The sequence below is a fragment of the Actinomadura miaoliensis genome (assembly GCF_039536785.1).
Classification (GTDB): domain Bacteria; phylum Actinomycetota; class Actinomycetes; order Streptosporangiales; family Streptosporangiaceae; genus Spirillospora; species Spirillospora miaoliensis.
The window spans coordinates 13,639-28,042 of sequence record NZ_BAAAZG010000061.1 but is presented as its reverse complement, the minus strand read 5'-3'; the positions used below and the strand labels follow the sequence as shown (position 1 = coordinate 28,042).

The following is a 14,404-nucleotide window of genomic DNA, read 5'->3' as shown; positions in this document are numbered from 1 at the left end:
CATCCACCCACTCCCCGCCGTCCCGGGGTGACGATTGCCTGGCCGCCGTGTTGACGGCGCGCGGCCGCGGAGTCGAGGACGGGGAGGGGCGTCGCCATGTCCGTGCAGCTCTACGCCCGGGACGTCGGCATCGGGACACCGCTGGTGCTGCTGCACGCGTTCCCGCTGTCCTCGGCGATGTGGCTGGACCAGCGCGCGGGACTGGCCGCCCGGTGCCGGGTGATCACCCCCGACCTGCGCGGCTTCGGCGGCTCGCCGCTCGGCGCCGGCGAGCCGTCCGTCGACGCGATGGCCGACGACGTGGCGGCCACGCTGCGCGGCCTCGGCGTCACGCGGGCCGTCGTCGGCGGGGCGTCCATGGGCGGGTACGTGGCGATGGCGCTGTGCCGCCGCCGTCCCGACCTGGTGCGGGGACTGGTGCTGGCGGGCACCCGCGCCTCCGCCGACTCCGACGCCGCCCGCGAGCGGCGGCTGCGGCAGGCCGAGCGGCTCGACCGCGACGGCACCGTCCAGGTCCTGCTGGACGAGGTGCTGCCGCACCTGGTCGGCCCCACCACCCTGCGGCAGCGGCCGCTGGTCTACGGGCGGGTGCGCGGCCTGGTGCAGTCGGCGCCGCCGCACGCCGCCGCCTGGGCCCAGCGCGCCATGGCCGCCCGCGGGCCCGCCTTCGGCACGCTGCGGGAGCTGGGCGTCCCGGCGCTGGTCATGGTCGGCGCCGAGGACGCCCTGACCACCGAGGACGAGGCGCGCGCCATGGCGGACGCCCTGCCCGACGCCGAGCTGCTGGTCGTCCCGAAGGCCGGGCACCTGTGCGCCGTCGAGCAGCCCGAGCCGTTCAACCAGGCCGTCGCCGAGTTCACCGCCGCCCTGGCCCGCACCGCCCGCTGAGGCGCCGCCGGAGCCCGCCGAGGACCCGTCGAGGCCCCGTCAAAGACCCGTCAGAGGCTCTCCTGGCGCGGGAGGATGACCTCCCGGATGATCAGCGCGACCGCCGCGGCCGTCGGGATGGCGAGCAGGGCGCCGACGAACCCCAGCAGCGCGCCGCCGATCAGCGCGGCGATGATGGTCACCGCGGGCGGCACGTCCACCGCCCGCTTCATGATCCGCGGATGGATCAGGTAGTTCTCGACCTGCTGGTAGATCACGAAGAACACCACGCAGGCGATGCCGGTGCCGAGGCCGTCGAAGAACGCCACCACGCTCACCAGCACCGCGCCGATCGTCGCCCCCACCAGCGGGATCAGCGCGGTGAACGCCACCGTGATGGCCAGCGGCAGCGCGAACGGCACCCCGACGATGCTGAGGAAGATGTACGCCGCGGTGCCGGCGATCAGCGCCACCATGACGGTGCCCGCCACGTAGCCGCCGATCCGGCCCAGGATCTCGTCGCCCAGCAGCGCCACCCGGGCGCGGCGCGAGCGCGGCGCCAGCCGGTAGAAGAACGACTTGATCGTCGGCAGCGAGCCCAGGAAGTACAGCGTGAGGATCAGCACCGTCAGCGTGCTGAACGCCCCGCTGACCACGACCCGCCCGGCCCCGACCAGGCCGCCCGCCGCGCCCTGCCCGAAGCTGGGGTTGGTCACGGCCTCCTGCACCTTCTCCAGCAGCTGGTAGCGCCGGTCCCACTCCTGGATCTGCCGGTTGCCCTGGAGCTGGCTGATGTAGGTGGGCAGGTGGTCGATGAACTTGCTGACCTCGTTGGTGACCGGCGGGACGATCGCGAAGCCGACCCCGACGAACACCAGCACCACGCCCAGGAACACCAGGCCGACCGCCGCGCCGCGCGGCATCCGGCCCCGCTGCAGCGACTCCACGGCCGGGTTCAGCCCGACGGCCAGGAACATCGACACGATGATCAGCACCAGCACCTGGCGCACGTTCATGACGGCCTGGACCAGCAGCCACGCCGTCAGCACCCCGAGCGCCCCGGTGAAGCCGAACACGAACGGATGCGCCTGCCCCAGCGGCCGCCCGGGCCGCCCGAACGGCGCCGTCTCGTCCACCCCGGCCTCCTGCTTGCGCACGTCCACGTCCGTCACCGGATCCGGCAGCGCCACGTCGCCGCCCGCGCCGCCGCCGGACGACGTCTTGGTCGCGGTGCCGCCGTTCGAGGCGCTGGACGCCGTCTGTGTGGGCGCGTCGGTCTTGGTGGACGTGGCGTCGGCCGCGCCGGCCGGGCCGTTGGACGCCGCTCCGGGCCCCGCGCCGGAAGGGGTGCGGCCGGGCGCGGTGGGGCGGGGCGAGGGGAGCGGCGGTTGCGCGCTCGGGTCGCCCGGATCCGCGGGGGGCGCCGGCCGGTCGTCGTGTGGCGTCTGGTCGGGCACGCCGCTCTCCTTCTGCTCAGTCCAACCGATACGCGCGGGACGTGGGCGCTCGCGCGGGGCGGGCCTGCGCGAACATCCGCTCACACGACGAAAAGCCTAGAGGCAGTCCGGCGCCTCCAGGCTTTTCGCGGGTCGCGGGCTCGGGCCCGTGTCACAGGTCAGGGACGGGCGGTCACTCCTGCCACCAGTCCTCGTCCTCCTCGTCGGACTTCTTGGCCTGGCCCTTGGCGGGCTGCTGCTTGGCCTGCGCCTGCTGGCCCTGGGACGAGGCGGGCTTGGCGGGCTCGGAGGCCGACAGCTCCGGCTTGGGGGCCGGGGCGGAGATCTCGTCCACGCCGCCCATCGCCGGGGCGACGCCGCCGATGAGCTGGCGCAGCTGGTTGAGGTGGCTGGTGATGCTGTCGCGCTGACGGGTCAGCTCGTCCACCTGGCGCTGGGCCGCGGTGCGGATGCGGTCGGCCTCGGCCTTGGTCTCGGCGAGCAGCTGCTCGGCCTGCGCCTTGGCCTCGGCGATGACCTGGTCGGAGTTCTTGCGGGCGTTGGCCATGAGCTGCTTGGCGTGCGAGTCGGCCTCGCGCCGGGTCTGCTCGGCCTGCTGGGTGGCCTTGGCGGCGCGCTGCTCGGCGGAGGCGGCGCGCTGCTCGGCCTCGGCGACCAGCTTCTGGGTGGCGGCCTGGGCGGCGGCGTGCCGCTCGGCGTCCTGCCGGTCGGCCTCCTCGCGCCGGGCGGCGAGCTGGATCTCGAACTCGGCCTCGGCCTGGGCGCGCTGGGCCTCGCTCTCCTCCAGGATCCGCTGGGCCTGGGCGCGCATCTCGTCGGCCTGCCGCTTGGCGGTGGTGAGGATCTCGTCGCGCTCGCGCTTGGTGGAGGCCCGCAGCTGAGCCACCTCGCGCTCGGTGGTGGTGCGCAGCTTGGCGATCTCGCGCTCGGCGGCGGCGCGCTTCTCGGCGACCTCGTGGTCGGCGGTGGCGCGCAGCTTGGCGACCTCGCGCTCGGTGGTGGAGGTCAGCTCGTCGGCCTCGCGGCGGGCCGCGGTGCGCACCTCCTCGGCCTCGCGCTCGGCGGCGCCCCGCATGTCGTCGCACTCGCGCTGGGCGGTGGCGCGCAGCTCGGCCGCGTCGTTCTCGGCGGTGGCGCGCAGCTCGGCGGCGTCCACCTTGGCCGCGGCCTTGATCTCGTTGGCCTCGGACCGGGCGGCCTGCACCAGCTCGGTGGCCTGCTCCTCGGCGAGCCGCAGCAGCTGCTCGATCCGGGCGCCGAGGCCGGAGTAGGTCGGACGCTCCTGTTCCTGCAGCTGACGATGCGCGTCCGACAACTCCCGCTGCAGCGCCTGCGTCTGCTCGCGGGCCTGGCGGACCTCGTTGTCGAGCGCCTTGATGTGCTCGTCGACCTGGTGCCGGTCGTAGCCGCGAAGCACCACGTCGAACTCGCGCGGGGGCGTGTCTTCGAAAAAGTTGCTGAGCTGGGCGTCGATGTCGGACTGCATAGGGCTCAATCCTGATGTGACGGGGCTACGTGGGGTTCCGGGACCGGTTGATCGCCTGGCTGAACGGGCACGCGGGCCCCAGACCTCTTCCGGCGAAAGAAGCGTACTCCCGCCACTGCCGTGTTGGGGGCTCATCTTAACGCGCTGCGTAGTTTGTCGTTTTTGTCGCTCCGCCCCGCGGTGCCCCGGATACGTGGGCGTCTACTCCCCAAACACACCAAACGTGGTCGAATCGTCACAGAATCGAGCTCGGCGTCCCTTATTCCGGCCGGGTGATATCAAACACATCACGATCTGGGGGTTCGGCCGAACATCACCGCCGGCCGCCGCGTCTCAGGTGCGGCGCCGCACTTGCGCGCGTCCCGGCGCGCGGTCGCGTGCGCCTCGTCGTCCCGCCGCCTCGCCCGCGTCCGTCGCGATCCGCGGGTGCGTACGGACGCGGGCGGCCGATGTCTACAGCACTTCTTCAGGATGTCTTCAGGACGTCCTCAGGACTTCTTCTGGACGAGCTCGGTGAGCACCCCGTGGCAGTCCTTGGGGTGCAGGAAGTTGATGCGCGAGCCCATCGAGCCGCGCCGCGGGGCCTCGTACAGCACGCGCACGCCCTTGCCCGCGATGCCGTCCGCCTCGTCCTGGACGTCTCCGTCGGTGCCGAAGGCGATGTGGTGCACGCCCTCGCCGTTCTTGGCCAGCCATTTGGCGACCGGCGAGTCGTCCCGGATCGGCTCGATGAGCTGCAGGTAGCTGGCCGCGCCGTCCCCCGTTTCGTTGATCTTGAGCATGGCCTCGCGGACGCCCTGCTCCTCGTTCACCTCGAAGTGGACGTCGGTGAATCCGTAGGTGGACCGGTAGAACTCCACCGTCGCGTCCAGGTCGTGACAGGCGATGCCGATGTGGTCGATACGCGTCAGCATGCGCGCCTCTCCTCCGCTCTCCGTCCGGGCTCTCCGTCCGGCGGACGGACGCCTGGGGCCGCCCCCAGGACGAAAGGGTTCCGCTGGGTATGGTGACAAACGTCGCCGCCGACGTCTGTGGAGGCCCCTGTCATGACCGTTTCGTCCGTGATCGTCGCGGGAGCGCGCACCCCCATCGGCCGCCTGATGGGATCGCTCAAGGACTTCAGCGCCGCCGACCTGGGCGCCCTGGCCATCAGGGCCGCACTGGAGCGCTCCGGCATCACCGGCGACCGGGTGCAGTACGTGATCATGGGTCAGGTGCTGCAGGCCGGCGCCGGGCAGATCCCGTCCCGGCAGGCCGCGGTCAAGGCGGGCATCCCGATGAACGTCCCGTCGATCACCATCAACAAGGTGTGCCTGTCCGGGCTGGACGCGATCGCGCTGGCCGACCAGCTCGTCCGGGCCGGCGAGTTCGACATCGTGGTGGCCGGCGGCATGGAGTCGATGACCCAGGCGCCGCACCTGCTGCCCAAGTCGCGCGGCGGCTACAAGTACGGGTCGATCGAGGTCCTGGACCACATGGCCTTCGACGCGCTCACCGACGCCTTCGACCACGTCTCGATGGGCGAGTCGACCGACCGCCACAACGCCCGGCTCGGGATCACCCGCGAGGAGCAGGACGAGTTCGCCGCCCGCTCGCACCAGCGCGCCGCCGACGCGATCAAGAACGGGCTCTTCGACGCCGAGATCGTCCCCGTGGAGATCCCGCAGCGCAAGGGCGACCCGGTGGTGTTCTCCGCTGACGAGGGCGTGCGCGGCGACACCACCGCCGAGACCCTGGCCCGGCTGCGCCCGGCGTTCGCCAAGGACGGCACCATCACCGCCGGGTCGTCGTCGCAGATCTCCGACGGCGCCTGCGCGGTCGTGGTGATGTCCAGGGCCAAGGCCGAGGAGCTGGGCCTGCCGTGGCTGGCCGAGATCGGCGCGCACGGCAACGTCGCCGGGCCGGACAACTCGCTGCAGTCCCAGCCCGCCAACGCGATCAAGCACGCGCTCGGCAAGGAGGGGCTGGACGTCGCCGACCTGGACCTCGTCGAGATCAACGAGGCGTTCGCGGCGGTCGCCGTGCAGTCCATGCGCGACCTGGGCGTCGGCCCCGAGAAGGTCAACGTCAACGGCGGCGCCATCGCGCTGGGCCACCCCGTCGGCATGTCGGGCGCCCGCATCGCGCTGCACCTGGCCCACGAGCTGAAGCGGCGCGGCGGGGGCGTCGGCGCCGCGGGCCTGTGCGGCGGCGGCGGACAGGGCGACGCGCTCGTCCTGCGCGTGCCCGCCTCCTGACGCCCGCCTCCTGACGCCCGTTCCCGGCCACCTCAGGCGGGGAACGGCCCGCGCCGCCGGAACCGGCGGCGCGGGCCGGAGCGCGTCACTGCGCGGCGGCCTGGACGTTGACGGTCCTGAAGCCCAGCGCGCGCAGCATGTTCTCCAGCATGAGCTTGGCGTTCTGGTCGGCGCGCTCGCGCAGCCCGCTCTGCGCCGCGGCCTCCTGGATCTTCTGACTGGCCAGCACGTACAGCTGCTGCTGGTCGTTGGGGTTGCCGCTGAAGAAGTCGCCGAACCGGTTGATCAGCCCGCGTTCGGTGGCGAACACGTGGCTGCGCTTGGGATCGAGGGCGGCGGTGTCGAGCTGGGCGCGCGGCAGCCGCACGGTGGCGGCCGTCCGGTCGGCGTTGACGGTGATCGCGCCCGAGCCGAGACGGGAGAAGTCGACGTAGGCGTCCACCGACCCCTGCCCGACGAACAGCGTGCGGGACCCGCGCACCGAGCTGGGCAGGAACTTGGCGTCCTTCTCCAGGTCCACGATGACCTGGAAGTTTCCGCTGGCGGCCTCGTAGCGGGACAGGTCGCGGATGGACTGCAGCAGCACCGGGCCGCTGCGGTCCTTGGTCTCCTCTTCGAACGGGTTGAGGGAGTCCGGCAGCAGGCGCAGCGCCTGCTGGGCGACCAGCACGACCGCCACGGTCGCCACTATGAGCAGCACGGACGCGCCGATACCGCGCCGGGACGCGCGCCGGGGGGCGGCGGCCGGTCGCGACTCGGGGGCGTCCTTGGTGTTCGAGGGGGGCTCCGAGCGTGCCATGCACAGGACATTCCCGGCGTGCCCCCATGGTCACCTCACTTCGGCGCGGTATCGCGCCACGGCCCGCCCGGACGGCTGTGACCAGGACCATAGCCGTGGCCGAAACCCCGCGGCGGGGCCGGGACGTTGGCCGGACGTGGACATCGTGCGTGCTCTCCGTGTCGTCTCGATCGCCGAGGCGACCTCGTTCCTGGTGCTGCTGCTGATCGCCATGCCCTTCAAGTACATGGGCGACATGCCGCAGGGCGTGTCCGTGGTCGGCCCCATCCACGGGGTGCTGTTCCTGGCCTACGTCGGCCTGGTCTTCGTGGCGCGCGAGCAGCTCGGCTGGGACCTCAGGCGCACGGTCCTCGCGCTGGTCGCCGCGGTCCTTCCGGTCGCCCCGTTCCTGGTCGAGCGGTACTGGATCCGGCCCACCGGCGAGGGCGCGCCGGTGAAGGAGGCCGCCTGAGCGTCCACCGGCTTCCGCGTGACCACGACGGGGCTCGGGGGCTCGACGTGGTCACGCGGGGGAACTCCGGCTAACGGGGACCGCTGTACGGGCGGGTCACCACACCGGGACGCGTCATGGTCCCCCTGGGGTGGACCACGGCCCGGCGCGACGGCCGCGTCAGGGACGGTCGTGTCAGGGACGGTCGCATGAGGCCGGGGCGTGTCACGGACGGCCGGAAGTGCCCGGGGCCGAGCGCGCAGTGCCGGTAGTCGGTGTAGTGGTGGCGCAGCCAGGCGCGGCGCGTCTCCTCGCGCCAGCTGCGGAAGCGCCGCGCGGCCGTCCGGTCGGAGATGGCCGGCGGCTCACGTCCCAGCAGCCAGGCGTCCACCAGCGCGCGGTACTCGGCGGCCGCGGGGTCGAGGGACGCCGCGCACGCCCGGGCGTCCACCAGGGCGTCCTGGATCTGCCGTACCGCGCGCGTCTCGAATCCGGGGGACAGGTCCGTCAGGTGGACGACGGCCACGCCGTCCGTGACACGCGCGGGCTCCCGTTCGGGCCGCTGCTCGACGCGGTTGAACGCGAACGGGGTGCCCGCCAGCCGGGCCGCCAGCGGGGTCGTCGCGTTGGACAGGGCGGGCAGGGCACTGCGCAACGCCGGGTGGACGCAGACGGTGAGGGGCCATTCCCGGCAGGCGAGCGCGACGGGCGCGGGAGCCGCCGCCTGCCCGTGGGAGGAACGCAGCCCGGCGGTGCCCACCAGGGTCAGCGCCAGCGCGGCGGCCACCGGCACCGCCACCACGACGCGCCGGGTGGCCCACCCCACGTACGCCAGCACCAGCGCCGCGATCAGCCCCAGCGACCACAGCGTCTGGTCGGCCAGCACACGCGTGCGCAGGCCCGTGAACAACGGCACCTGGGGGAGCGCGGCGGGCGGCAGGAGGCTCCACCACGACGATCCGGGGGCGCGCGACACGGCCCACAGGCACGTCACCACGGCCACGGTCACGGCTGTGGGGGGACGGGGGAACAAGCGTCCGGCCAGGTAGCCCAGCACCACGTGCAGGACGAGCGCCGCCGCCCCCGCCACCGCCCCGAGGGGATGGGGACGGCCCGCCTCGCCACGGAGCAGCGTCTCCACCACGATGACGACGGTCACCGTCCCGTACGCCGTCAGCGCCGCCGCCGCCAGCAGCAACAGGTCGTGCAACGCGCCGGTGGCCGGGGACCGGGTCGTGAGGTCGCGCAGGAAGTCGAGCCTGCGTTCCCGCAGGGCCGCCCACGCCGCCAGCGCCGCCGCCGCCGGGCCCAGGACACGGACCGTGTTGACCAGGGCCACCACGGAGTTGTCCCAGTAGCCGACGTTGGGGCCGAGGCTCAGCCACGCGGTGACCGTCCCGATGCCGGTGAGCACCGGTACGGCCAGCAGCAGCGCCGTACGGCGGGCGTCCAGGCGAAGCACCCGTCCCAGCTCGGACACGCGGCCGAGCTCAGACACCGGCGCCCGTCCTCAGGGGCAGCCGTGGCACGCGGTCGCGCAGCACCTCCGGCCAGGACGCCCGGGAGGCGTCTACCGGTGCCGGCGCCTCGCCCACGCCGGCGCCGGGGACCGGACGGTGCGAACGCGTCGGCAGATCCGTGATCCGCCCTCGCGACAGGGCGAGAAGCCGGTCGCACCACCCGGTGAGCAGTTGCGGGGCGGGGGCGGTGATGACGACCGTGGGCGCCAGCGAGTGCAGCAGCGGCATGAGCTCCGCAAGGTCGGCGAGATCCGCCAGTTCCGCCGGGTCGCCGTAAGGGGCGTCGGCGTCCGTGCCCGCGCGTGCGTGCGCCCCGCCGCCCCGCCGGGAGGACGAGCCCCGTGCCGGCACGCCGCGCCGCGCGGACGCGACGCCCAGCGGGTCGTCCAGCAGCACCAGTTCCGGCTCGTGCACGCAGGTCGCCGCCAGCCCCGCGCGCAGCCGCACGTCGGGCGGAAGCAGCGCCAGTTCGGTGGCCGCGGTGTCGGCGATGTCGAAACGCCGCAGCGCCGGCCGTACGGCCGTGCCGCGCATCCCTTTGTAATACGCGGCATAGGCGACGAACTCCGCGGCGGTCAGATTATCCGCCCAGCGGAATCGGCCGGGAAGATAACCGATCCGCGCTCGGGCCGCACGCAGATCCGCGCAATTCCCGGTGTCGCGGCCGAGAATCCGCAGCGCCCCGGCCTGCGGTCTGCGCAGTGTCGCGAACGTGGCCAGCAGAGTGGATTTACCGGTACCCGGCGGTCCGGCCAGCCCGGTCACGCCCCCGGCGATGCCGAAGGCCGCCGGGCGCAGGAGCCACCGCCCCCCGCGGCGGACTCCCATCCCTCGGGCCACGATCGCGGAATGCTCCGCGATCAAACTCTTACCCCCCGTTGTCGCGTCGTGCCGTTCCTGCGGGACGATCCCCGCGGGCGGACGGTGCGGCCGGAAAACGCGGGGACGAGCCCCCGCGGCGCGACGCCGGTCGGCGTCTCCTCCGATGCCGCGGCCGCGCCCGCTCCGAACCCCTCACGGGGGCGGGCGGCGCGCCTCTTTGCCGTCGCGCCATGCATCGACATCGTGACTATAACCACGCTTGGCGATAGCTGTCAGCCGTCTTTTTGCTGCCGCGCGGAACGGCCTGGATTCTTTGCTCTGCGTACCAAGAGCAGACTTCGGAGAATGTTCCGCTCTGTCCGGGCCGGGCGCGGCGCGCGCCGCCCGGACGGCCGCCGAAATGTCGGAAAACGCGCCGGGCTGATCGCCCGCCGGCCGCCCGTCCGATCGATATGGCGTGAATTCCCGGCAGAAGCCGGGCCGGCCGGGACCCGCCGCGGGCGCCGGGCCGCCGCGCCGGGCGGTCCGCTGGGAGCGGACGGGCGTACGGACCGGGGCCCCGATGGGGCAGGATGGACCCATGCCTTCTCGGGACTTTTCGTTGCACGGGGCCATCGATCTGGGTGCCCGTCAGGCGGCCGTGAAGCGGCAGCAGGAGCGTCAGGCGGCCGCGGAGGCCGCGGGCGGCGATGCCGGCGGCGCGAACGGCGCCGCGGGCGGCCCGTACGTCGTGGACGTCACCGACCAGACCTTCAACGCCGAGGTGGTCGACCGGTCGCGCACCGTTCCGGTGCTGGTCGACTTCTGGGCCGAGTGGTGCGGACCGTGCAAGCAGCTCGGCCCCATCCTGGAGAAGCTGGCGAACGAGGCGGCCGGCCAGTGGGTGCTGGCCAAGGTCGACATCGACGCCAACCCGCAGCTGGCCGCGTACATGCAGCAGATGGGCGTGCGCGGCATCCCGTTCGTGGCCGTGGTGGTCGCGGGCCAGCTGCTGCCGTTCCTGAACGGCGCCGCGCCCGAGCCGCAGGTGCGCCAGGCCCTCGACCAGCTGTTCGACGCCCTGCGCAAGGAGGGCATCCTGCCGGAGGCCCCCGAGGGCGCCGAGGCCGGTGCGGGTGCGCCGGGCGTGTCCGCCGCCGACCAGGTGTACGGCGAGGCGGAGGAGGCGCTGCAGAGGGGCGACCTGGACGGCGCCAAGGCGGCGTTCCAGCGGATCCTCGACCGCAACCCGCGCGACGAGGGCGCCAAGCGCGGCATGACCCTGGTGGAGCTGAGCCTGCGCGTGCGCGGGGTCGACGCCCAGGACGCGCTGCGGGACGCCGAGGCCAAGCCCGACGACGTCCGGGCGCAGCTGCTGGCCGCCGACGTGGAGATGGTCTCGGGCCAGATCGACGCCGCCTTCGACCGCCTGCTGGGCGCGGTCCGGCGCACCGCCGGCGACGACCGCGACGCCGTCCGCAAGCACCTGGTGGAGCTGTTCGACCTGCTCTCGCCGGACGACCCCAGGGTCGGCAAGGCGCGTCGCAGCCTGCAGTCCGCCCTGTTCTGACGGTCCCGGCCGTTTCCGGCGCCCGCCGGGCGGTCCGGAGGCGGACCGGCTCCGGCGGTCCGGCCGGTCGGGTGCCGAAACGGCGTGCGGGCGCCGGGCGGCTGGCCCGTGAACAGTGCCCGAAATGGGCATGATGTCGGTATGGCCGCGCGTGTGGTCACCCTCTCCGCCACGTTCGGCGCCGGAGGCGCCGCCATCGGCCACGCCGTCGCCGGGCGCCTGGGGCTGCCGTTCGTCGACCGCGCCGTGCCCGTCGCCGTCGCCGCCGAGATCGGCTGCTCGCTGGAGGAGGCGCTGGCGCACGACGACCGCGCCGAGAGCGGCATCGGCCGGCTCCTGGTGGACGCCGCGCGCCTGCCCGGCGTGTCGCTCGGCGGCATGGACGTCTCCCTGCCCGAGCGCGGGGCGATCCCGGAAGAGGAGTTCGTCACACGCACCGAGGAGGCCATCCGGCGCGTCGCGCACGAGGGGGGCGGCGTGGTGCTGGGCCGCGCCGGGGCCCTGGTGCTCGCCCACCACCCGCGGGCTCTGCACGTGCGCCTGGACGGCTCGCGCCAGCGCAGGCTGGCCAGGGCCAGGGCGCGGTGGCGAGAACGCGGCGGGCGGGCCGGGGGCGAACGCGCGGAACAGAGCACGATGACTGTGCCCTCCGAACGCGATGTTGAGCGTATCCTCGAAGGCGATGACCGCGCCCGGGCGGCCTACGTGAAGCATTTCTACGGGGCCGACCCCGCCGATCCGCGGCTCTACCACCTCCTGATCGACAGCACCCGCATCCCCGAGCCCACCGTCGTCGAGCTCGTCGTGACCGCGGCCCTGGCGTTCTGAGGCGGCGGGTCCGCGGCGCCGCGAGGCCGGGCGACGGAACCGCCCATACCGTTCTGACATGGGACGATGGGGCGGACGAAGAGGGACCCCACAGCAGAGGGAGCAGTCGTGGCCAGCGTGCCCAGCGTGTCGTACTCCATCACCGTCCGGCTGGAGGTGCCGGCCGGCGGCAAGGCCGTCAGCCAGATCACGCACGTGGTCGAGAACGCCGGCGGCATCGTGACCGCCCTCGACGTCAACACCGCCGGGCACGAGACGCTGCGCATCGACGTCACCATCGCCACCCGCGACACCGAGCACGCCGAGGCGATCGTCGGCGCCCTGGAGCAGCTCGACGACATCTCCGTCCACAAGGTCAGCGACCGCACGTTCCTCATGCACCTGGGCGGCAAGATCGAGATGCAGTCCAAGGTGCCGCTGCGCACCCGCGACGAGCTGTCCATGGCCTACACGCCGGGCGTGGCGCGGGTGTCGCTGGCCATCGCCCGCAACCCCGAGGACGTGCGCCGGCTGACGATCAAACGCAACAGCGTGGCCGTGGTGACCGACGGGTCGGCCGTGCTGGGCCTGGGCAACATCGGCCCGGAGGCGGCGCTGCCGGTCATGGAGGGCAAGGCCGCGCTGTTCAAGCGGTTCGCCGGGATCGACGCCTGGCCGATCTGCCTGGACACCCAGGACACCGACGAGATCGTCCGCACCGTGCAGATCCTGGCCCCCGCGTTCGGCGGCATCAACCTGGAGGACATCTCCGCGCCGCGCTGCTTCGAGGTGGAGGCCCGGCTGCGCGAGCTGCTGGACATCCCCGTCTTCCACGACGACCAGCACGGCACCGCGATCTGCGTGCTGGCCGCGCTGACCAACGCGCTGCGCGTGGTCGGCAAGGAGCTGGGCGCGGTGCGCATCGCGATGGCGGGCGCGGGCGCGGCGGGCACCGCGATCCTGCGGCTGCTGCTGAACGCGGGCGCCAAGAACGTGGTGGTGTGCGACTACCGCGGCGCGGTGCACACCGGCCGCGACGACCTGGACGAGTCGCTGCGCTGGATCGCCGAGCACACCAACGACGAGGGCTACGCCGGCGACCTGCGCGGCGCGGTCAAGGGCGCCGACGTGTTCATCGGGGTGTCCGCGCCGGGCATCCTGACCGGCGCCGACATCGCCGCCATGAACGACGACGCGATCGTGTTCGCGCTGGCCAACCCCGAGCCCGAGGTGTCCCCCGACGAGGCGCGCGAGCACGCCGCCGTGGTCGCCACCGGGCGCAGCGACTACCCCAACCAGATCAACAACGTGCTGGCCTTCCCGGGCGTGTTCCGCGGCCTGCTGGACGCCCAGGCCGACGGCGTCACCCAGGACATGCTGCTGGCGGCCGCCAAGGCGCTGGCCGAGGTCGTCACCGACGAGGAGCTCGGCCCCAACTACATCGTGCCGAGCGTGTTCCACCCGGAGGTCAGCGGCCGCGTCGCGGGCGCCGTCCGGGAGGCCGCCGGCGGCCGCCCCCGCACCGAGGCGTGAGGGCCGCCGCCCGAGCGTCCGGACGGGGTTCCGGACAGGGCTCGGGACGGGGTTCCGGACGGGTCACTCGCCGCCGGTCTTCTTGGCGAAGATCTGCTCGCGGCGCCGCGGCCAGATGCCGCCGTACCAGAAGATGATCGCGCCGGTGAGCATGGCGGCGGTGCCGGTCGCGGCGCGCGCCCACAGCACCGTGGAGTCCGAGCCCGTGCGCGGCAGCTCGTCGCTCGGGCTCGGCGCGGGGGTGCCGCGGCGGCAGTTGGCGGTGATCGTCCGCTCCCGCACCGGCCGGTTGCGCCAGGTGACCTCGACGCGGGTGCGGCGGTCCTCGCGCAGGGTGATCTCGGTGGTGCGGGACGCGCCGGCGCCGAGCCGGCCGGCCGTGGCGGCCGACCCGTCGTTGCGCTCGATGGCGTAGTCCTCGGTGCCCCTGCCGGTGTTGCGGACGGTCACGTCCACGGTGCGGCCGGGGCAGTCCACCGCGCCGATCGTGACGGTCAGCGGCGCGTTGCCGGGCGCGGAGGTGCGCGTGGTGCGCGTCGGGCTCGGCGAGGCGCTGCGGCTCGGCGACGACGTCGTCCGGCTCGGGCTGGGACTGGCCGAGCCGTCGCCGTCACGCCCGGTGCGGGTGCCCGACGGCGTCGGGCTCGCCGAGCCCGAGTCGTCCGGGCTGGGCGATGACGTGGACGCGGCGGGCGACCCCGACCGGGTGATCCCGGTGAAGTCGGTCAGCCAGGGCAGCGCGAGCAGCAACCCGATGACGAAGAATACGGCGGCGATGAGGACCCTCGGCAACTGCATCGCGTTCCTCCCGGCCCGTCGGCTGGTTCCCGGCGCTCGGCGATCCTGAGTAGATCATTCTTAACCCGGCCCCGCGTTCTGCCGATACCCCGGGCGATA

General features: G+C 73.6%; 14 protein-coding genes. 7 read left to right on the top strand and 7 right to left on the bottom strand.

What is annotated here, in order from left to right; genetic code table 11:
- Positions 1-96: 96 nt before the first annotated feature.
- Positions 97-888: an alpha/beta fold hydrolase gene (locus tag ABD811_RS38040; RefSeq protein WP_344957518.1), complete on the top strand. Its 792-nt coding sequence runs from the start codon at positions 97-99 to the stop codon at positions 886-888.
- A 50-nt stretch (positions 889-938) separates the two neighbouring features.
- On the opposite strand, the gene ABD811_RS38035 is transcribed toward ABD811_RS38040, so the two are convergent.
- The 3 genes from ABD811_RS38035 to mce all read right to left on the bottom strand — a co-directional run bounded on the left by ABD811_RS38035 (position 939) and on the right by mce (position 4,724).
- Complete coding sequence (locus ABD811_RS38035) at positions 939-2,324, bottom strand: AI-2E family transporter (RefSeq protein WP_344957516.1); 1,386 nt, start codon at positions 2,322-2,324, stop codon at positions 939-941.
- Positions 2,325-2,496: 172 nt separating this feature from the next.
- Positions 2,497-3,810 carry a DivIVA domain-containing protein gene (locus ABD811_RS38030; protein WP_344957514.1) on the bottom strand — a complete coding sequence of 438 codons (1,314 nt, stop codon included), beginning with the start codon at positions 3,808-3,810 and terminating at the stop codon, positions 2,497-2,499.
- A gap of 488 nt (positions 3,811-4,298) precedes the next feature.
- Entirely contained in the window at positions 4,299-4,724 is a 426-nt protein-coding gene (mce, locus tag ABD811_RS38025; protein WP_344957512.1) for a methylmalonyl-CoA epimerase, read from the bottom strand.
- A 132-nt stretch (positions 4,725-4,856) separates the two neighbouring features.
- Here mce and ABD811_RS38020 point away from each other — a divergent pair, with 132 nt between their 5' ends.
- Entirely contained in the window at positions 4,857-6,047 is a 1,191-nt protein-coding gene (locus ABD811_RS38020; protein WP_344957510.1) for an acetyl-CoA C-acetyltransferase, read from the top strand.
- 85 nt (positions 6,048-6,132) lie between these two features.
- Here the strand turns inward: ABD811_RS38020 and ABD811_RS38015 are convergent, their stop codons facing one another.
- Entirely contained in the window at positions 6,133-6,846 is a 714-nt protein-coding gene (locus tag ABD811_RS38015; RefSeq protein WP_344957507.1) for a DUF4230 domain-containing protein, read from the bottom strand.
- Positions 6,847-6,991: 145 nt separating this feature from the next.
- On the opposite strand from ABD811_RS38015, the gene ABD811_RS38010 reads away from it, so the two are divergent.
- Positions 6,992-7,297 (top strand): DUF3817 domain-containing protein, encoded by a 306-nt coding sequence (locus ABD811_RS38010; protein WP_344957505.1) that lies wholly within the window; start codon positions 6,992-6,994, stop codon positions 7,295-7,297.
- A 70-nt stretch (positions 7,298-7,367) separates the two neighbouring features.
- Here the strand turns inward: ABD811_RS38010 and ABD811_RS38005 are convergent, their stop codons facing one another.
- Positions 7,368-8,774: a hypothetical protein gene (locus tag ABD811_RS38005; RefSeq protein ID WP_344957502.1), complete on the bottom strand. Its 1,407-nt coding sequence runs from the start codon at positions 8,772-8,774 to the stop codon at positions 7,368-7,370.
- Positions 8,767-9,624 (bottom strand): ATP-binding cassette domain-containing protein, encoded by an 858-nt coding sequence (locus ABD811_RS38000; protein WP_344957500.1) that lies wholly within the window; start codon positions 9,622-9,624, stop codon positions 8,767-8,769. The genes ABD811_RS38005 and ABD811_RS38000 overlap by 8 nt, the downstream gene beginning before the upstream one ends.
- Before the next feature lie 634 nt (positions 9,625-10,258).
- On the opposite strand from ABD811_RS38000, the gene ABD811_RS37995 reads away from it, so the two are divergent.
- The 3 genes from ABD811_RS37995 (at position 10,259) to ABD811_RS37985 (ending at position 13,507) form a co-directional block, all read left to right on the top strand.
- Positions 10,259-11,167, top strand: a complete 909-nt coding sequence (locus ABD811_RS37995; protein ID WP_344957498.1) for a tetratricopeptide repeat protein — start codon at positions 10,259-10,261, stop codon at positions 11,165-11,167.
- A 141-nt stretch (positions 11,168-11,308) separates the two neighbouring features.
- Complete coding sequence (locus ABD811_RS37990) at positions 11,309-11,995, top strand: cytidylate kinase-like family protein (protein ID WP_344957496.1); 687 nt, start codon at positions 11,309-11,311, stop codon at positions 11,993-11,995.
- Between the two features lie 108 nt (positions 11,996-12,103).
- A complete protein-coding gene (locus tag ABD811_RS37985) occupies positions 12,104-13,507 on the top strand; it encodes an NAD-dependent malic enzyme (protein WP_344957494.1) in 1,404 nt (467 codons plus the stop codon).
- A gap of 63 nt (positions 13,508-13,570) precedes the next feature.
- Here the strand turns inward: ABD811_RS37985 and ABD811_RS37980 are convergent, their stop codons facing one another.
- On the bottom strand, positions 13,571-13,984 hold the full coding sequence (locus ABD811_RS37980; protein WP_344957492.1) for a hypothetical protein: 414 nt from the start codon (positions 13,982-13,984) through the stop codon (positions 13,571-13,573).
- 10 nt (positions 13,985-13,994) lie between these two features.
- Between ABD811_RS37980 and ABD811_RS37975 the strand changes: the two genes are divergently transcribed.
- The gene (locus ABD811_RS37975; protein ID WP_344957490.1) at positions 13,995-14,354 is read left to right on the top strand and encodes a hypothetical protein; all 360 of its coding nucleotides are present in this window, start codon (positions 13,995-13,997) and stop codon (positions 14,352-14,354) included.
- The last annotated feature ends 50 nt before the right edge of the window (positions 14,355-14,404 follow it).

Coding starts and splice junctions, on each gene's coding strand:
- ABD811_RS38040 (WP_344957518.1), top strand. CDS start 97: ATGTCCGTGCAGCTCTACGCCCGGGACGTCGGCATCGGGACACCGCTG.
- ABD811_RS38030 (WP_344957514.1), bottom strand. CDS start 3,810: ATGCAGTCCGACATCGACGCCCAGCTCAGCAACTTTTTCGAAGACACG.
- ABD811_RS38000 (WP_344957500.1), bottom strand. CDS start 9,624: ATGGGAGTCCGCCGCGGGGGGCGGTGGCTCCTGCGCCCGGCGGCCTTC.
- ABD811_RS38015 (WP_344957507.1), bottom strand. CDS start 6,846: ATGGCACGCTCGGAGCCCCCCTCGAACACCAAGGACGCCCCCGAGTCG.
- ABD811_RS37990 (WP_344957496.1), top strand. CDS start 11,309: ATGGCCGCGCGTGTGGTCACCCTCTCCGCCACGTTCGGCGCCGGAGGC.
- mce (WP_344957512.1), bottom strand. CDS start 4,724: ATGCTGACGCGTATCGACCACATCGGCATCGCCTGTCACGACCTGGAC.
- ABD811_RS38020 (WP_344957510.1), top strand. CDS start 4,857: ATGACCGTTTCGTCCGTGATCGTCGCGGGAGCGCGCACCCCCATCGGC.